Raw genomic sequence first — 4,643 nt, forward strand, 5'->3', positions numbered from 1 at the left:
GGGATTCGGTGGCGCTGTTCCTCGGTAATTCGCCGGATCATCCGGTCAATTTCTTCGGCGCGCTGAAGGCCGGCGCCCGCATCGTGCATCTTTCACCGCTCGACGGCGCCATCGCGCTGTCGCACAAGCTGAGCGACTCGGGCGCGCGTGTGCTGGTCACCAGCGATCTCGCGACGCTGCTGCCGACGGCGCTGAAGTTTCTCGAAAAGGGCCTGGTCGACCGGCTGATCGTCTGCCAGGACGACCACTGGGGCGCGGTCGGCAACCCGCATACGCCGATCCCGGATAGCCCCGCGATCGTCACCTTCAAGACCTTCACCGACGGCGCCACGCGCCCGGCGGCGTGGCCCAAACTCTCGGCCGACGATGTCGCGCTGCTGCAATATACCGGCGGCACCACCGGCCTGCCGAAGGGCGCGATGCTCAGCCACGGCAATCTGACCTCGGCGGTGTCGGTCTACGACGTCTGGGGCAAACCGTCGCGCGCCGAGCGCAACAATCCGGTCGAGCGCGTGATCTGCGTGCTGCCGCTGTTTCACATCTTCGCGCTCACCGTGGTGCTGCTCAGCAGCCTGCGGCGCGGCCATCTGATTTCGCTGCACCAGCGCTTCGAGGTCGAGGCCGTGATGCGCGACATCGAGGTCAAGCGCGCCACTTCCTTCCCCGGCGTCCCCACGATGTGGATCGCGATCGCGGCACTGCCCGATCTCGACAGGCGCGATCTGTCGTCGCTGATGTCGTGCGGCTCCGGCGGCGCACCGCTGCCGGTCGAAGTCGCACGCGTGTTCGAGCGCAAGGTCGGCATGAAGCTGAAGAGCGGCTGGGGCATGACCGAGACCTGCTCGCCCGGCACCGCCCATCCCAAGGAGGGGCCGGACAAGCCGGGCTCGATCGGGCTGATGCTGCCGGGCATCGAGATGGATGTGGTGGCGCTGGACGATGCCGCGAAGGTGTTGCCGGTCGGCGTAACCGGCGAAATCCGCATCCGCGGGCCGAACGTGACCAAAGGCTACTGGAACCGGCCGAAGGAGACCGCCGAGGCTTTCGTCGGCGACCGGTTTCTGACCGGCGACATCGGCTACATCGACGCCGACGGCTATTTCTATCTGGTCGACCGCAAGAAGGACATGATCATCTCCGGCGGCTTCAACGTCTATCCGCAGATGATCGAGCAGGCGATGTACGAGCATCCCGCCGTGCATGAGGTCATCGTGATCGGCATTCCCGACGATTACCGCGGCGAGGCGGCCAAGGCCTTTGTCAAATTGCGCGAAGCTGCGGCGCCGTTCAGCCTCGACGAATTGAAGGCCTTTCTCGCCGGCAAGCTCGGCAAGCACGAAATTCCGGCGGCGCTCGAATTCGTCGACGAACTGCCGCGCACCTCGGTCGGCAAGCTGTCGCGCCACGAACTGCGCAACCGCCAGCCGGCGCACCCGCAACAACCGCAACTGGCGACGGGAGGCGGTTCATGACAACTCCAGCGTCGTCCCTGCGAACGCAGGGACCCATACCGCGAGGTCTCGCGTTCGGGCACGGTGTGAGACGCCTTTTATTGCCCGCTGGCGCCGGGGGTTATGGGTCCCTGCGAACGCAGGCACGACGGACCGAGAGATAACGCGTAAATTTCATTCGCACACAGGAGGATCCGATGGATCTCAGCTTCAGCAAGGAAGAAGTGGCGTTTCGTGACGAGGTGCGGGAGTTCTTCAAGAACAACGTGCCGCCGGAGACCCGCAAGAAACTGGTGGAGGGCCGCCACCTCTCCAAGGACGAGATGGTCGCCTGGTGGCGCATCCTGAACAAGAAGGGCTGGGGCGTCTCGCACTGGCCGAAGGAATATGGCGGCACCGGCTGGAGCTCGGTGCAGCACTATATCTTCAACGAGGAGCTTCAGATGCATCCGGCGCCGGCGCCGCTCGCCTTCGGCGTCAGCATGGTCGGCCCCGTGATCTACACCTTCGGCAACGAAAAGCAGAAGCAGCAGTATCTGCCGCGCATCGCCAATGTCGACGACTGGTGGTGCCAGGGCTTTTCCGAGCCCGGCTCGGGCTCGGACCTCGCCTCGCTGAAGACTAAGGCCGAGCGCAAGGGCGACAAGTACATCATCAACGGCCAGAAGACCTGGACCACGCTGGCGCAGCATGCCGACATGATCTTCTGCCTGTGCCGCACCGACCCCGGCGCCAAGAAGCAGATGGGCATCTCCTTCATCGTGTTCGACATGAAGTCGAAGGGCGTCACGGTGCGCCCGATCGAGACCATCGACGGCGGCCACGAGGTCAACGAAGTGTTCTTCGACGACGTCGAGGTGCCGGTCGAGAACCTGATCGGCGAGGAGAACAAGGGCTGGGACTACGCCAAGTTCCTGCTCGGCAACGAGCGCACCGGCATCGCCCGGGTCGGTGTGTCCAAGGAGCGGCTGCGCCGCATCCGCGACCTCGCCTCCAAGGTCGAGGCCGGCGGCAAGCCCATCATCGAGGACCAGAAGTTCCGCGAGAAGCTGGCCGAGGTCGAGATCGAGCTGAAGGCGCTGGAGCTGACCCAGCTGCGCGTCGTCGCCGACGAGAACAAGCACGGCAAGGGCAAGCCCAATCCGGCGTCTTCGGTCCTGAAGATCAAAGGCTCGGAAATCCAGCAGACCACCACCGAGCTGCTGATGGAAGTGATCGGCCCGTTCGCCGCGCCCTATGACGAGCACGGCGACGAGGGCAGCAACGAATCGATGGACTGGACCGCCCAGATCGCGCCGAGCTATTTCAACAACCGCAAGGTCTCGATCTACGGCGGCTCCAACGAGATCCAGCGCAACATCATCACCAAGGCCGTGCTGGGGTTGTAGTGGTCATTCCGGGGCGCGCGCCAGCGCGAACCCGGAATCTAGAGATTGTGGAAGCCGGAGATTCCGGGTTCACGCGAAGACGCGTGCCCCGGGATGACTCGCTTCGAAGGTATCAAGGGAAAGTAGAGAACATGGATTTTGATCTGTCCGAGGAGCAGCGGCTTCTCAAGGAAAGCGTCGACGGGCTGTTGAACGATTCCTACGATTTCGACTCGCGCAAGAAATACCGCGCGGAGAAGGGCGGCTGGAGCAAGGCGGTCTGGGGCAAGCTCGCCGAGCAGGGCCTGCTCGGGCTGCCGTTCTCGGAAGACGATGGCGGCTTCGGCGCCGGCGCGGTCGAGACCATGATCGTGATGGAGGCGCTGGGCAAGGCGCTGCTGCTGGAGCCTTATCTGGCGACCGTGGTGATATCGGGCGGCTTCCTGCGACGCGGCGGCTCGGCCGCGCAGAAGGCCGCGCACATTCCCGGCATCATCGACGGCAGCAAGACCTTTGCCTTCGCGCAGCTCGAGAAGGGCTCGCGCTATGATCTGCAGGACGTCGCCACCACCGCCAAGAAAAAGGGCGACGGCTGGGTGATCGATGGCGAGAAGTTCGTCGTGCTCAACGGCGAGAATGCCGACACCTTCATCGTCACCGCGCGCACCAGGGGCGGCCAGCGCGACGCCGCCGGGATCGGCGTGTTCCTGGTACCCGCCGATGCCAAGGGGATCGCGAAAAAGGGCTACCCGACCCAGGACGGCCTGCATGCCGCCGACGTCACCTTCACGGGCGTCGAGGTCGGCGCCGATGCGGCGATCGGCGATCCCGAAAATGGCCTCGCATTGATCGAGCGCGTGGTCGACGACGCCCGCATCGCGCTGTGCGCGGAAGCGGTCGGCGCGATGGATGAATCGCTCAAGACCACCGTCGAGTACCTGAAGACCCGCACCCAGTTCGGCGTGCCGATCGGCAGCTTCCAGACCCTGCAGCACCGCGCCGCCGACATGTTCGTCGCCGTCGAGCAGGCCCGCAGCATGTCGATGTTCGCCACCATGGCGAGCGATTTCGACGACGCCAAAGAGCGCGCCACCGCGGTGGCGGCGGCCAAGGTGCAGATCGGCAAATCCGCCAAATTCGTCGGCCAGCAGGCGATCCAGCTCCATGGCGGCATCGGCATGACGCAGGAGGCGAAGATCGGCCACTACTTCAAGCGCCTGACCATGATCGAGAACACCTTTGGCGACACCGACTACCACCTCCGCCGCGTCACCGAGGGCGGCGGGCTGGTGTAGGCATACTTTCCGTCATTCCGGGGCATCGCGCAGCGATGAACCCGGAATCTCGAGATTCCGGGTTCGATGCTTCGCATCGCCCCGGAATGACAGGCGATATCGCCGAGACAAGCAACGCACCCTCTCAACGTCATTGCGAGCGCAGCGAAGCAATCCATCTTTCTCTCTTTGTGCCGAGGCATGGATTGCTTCGCTGCGCTCGCAATGACGAACGATACATCAGGGAGCAATCAACAATGAAAAACACCCCGTTCGATCTCAGCGGCAAGGTCGCCGTCATCACCGGCTCCAGCCGCGGCATCGGCCGCTCCTCGGCGGAGCTGCTGGCAAAGCTCGGCGCCAGGGTCGTGATCTCCAGCCGCAAGGCCGATGCCTGCGAGGAAGTCGCCACCGGCATCAGAAAGGCCGGCGGCGACGCCCATGTCATTCCCTGCAACATCTCGCGCCGCGAGGAAGTCGAGGCGCTGATCGCGGGCACGACAAAGCACTACGGCAAGATCGACATCCTGGTCTGCAACGCCGCCGTGAAT

General features: G+C 64.4%; 4 protein-coding genes. All 4 read left to right on the forward strand.

The genetic code is table 11. From position 1 onward, the window contains the following. On the forward strand, positions 1-1,472 hold a 1,472-nt coding region (gene pimA / locus Q8R73_RS19870), incomplete at its 5' end, for a dicarboxylate--CoA ligase PimA (RefSeq protein ID WP_305721251.1). Between the two features lie 176 nt (positions 1,473-1,648). Next, positions 1,649-2,839, forward strand: a complete 1,191-nt coding sequence (pimC, locus tag Q8R73_RS19875) for a pimeloyl-CoA dehydrogenase large subunit (RefSeq protein WP_305721252.1) — start codon at positions 1,649-1,651, stop codon at positions 2,837-2,839. 131 nt (positions 2,840-2,970) lie between these two features. Next, positions 2,971-4,113: a pimeloyl-CoA dehydrogenase small subunit gene (pimD, locus tag Q8R73_RS19880; protein ID WP_305721253.1), complete on the forward strand. Its 1,143-nt coding sequence runs from the start codon at positions 2,971-2,973 to the stop codon at positions 4,111-4,113. A 236-nt stretch (positions 4,114-4,349) separates the two neighbouring features. Beyond that, on the forward strand, positions 4,350-4,643 hold a 294-nt coding region (locus tag Q8R73_RS19885; RefSeq protein WP_305721254.1), incomplete at its 3' end, for an SDR family NAD(P)-dependent oxidoreductase.

Source organism: Bradyrhizobium sp., from assembly GCF_030697065.1.
Lineage (GTDB): Bacteria > Pseudomonadota > Alphaproteobacteria > Rhizobiales > Xanthobacteraceae > Bradyrhizobium.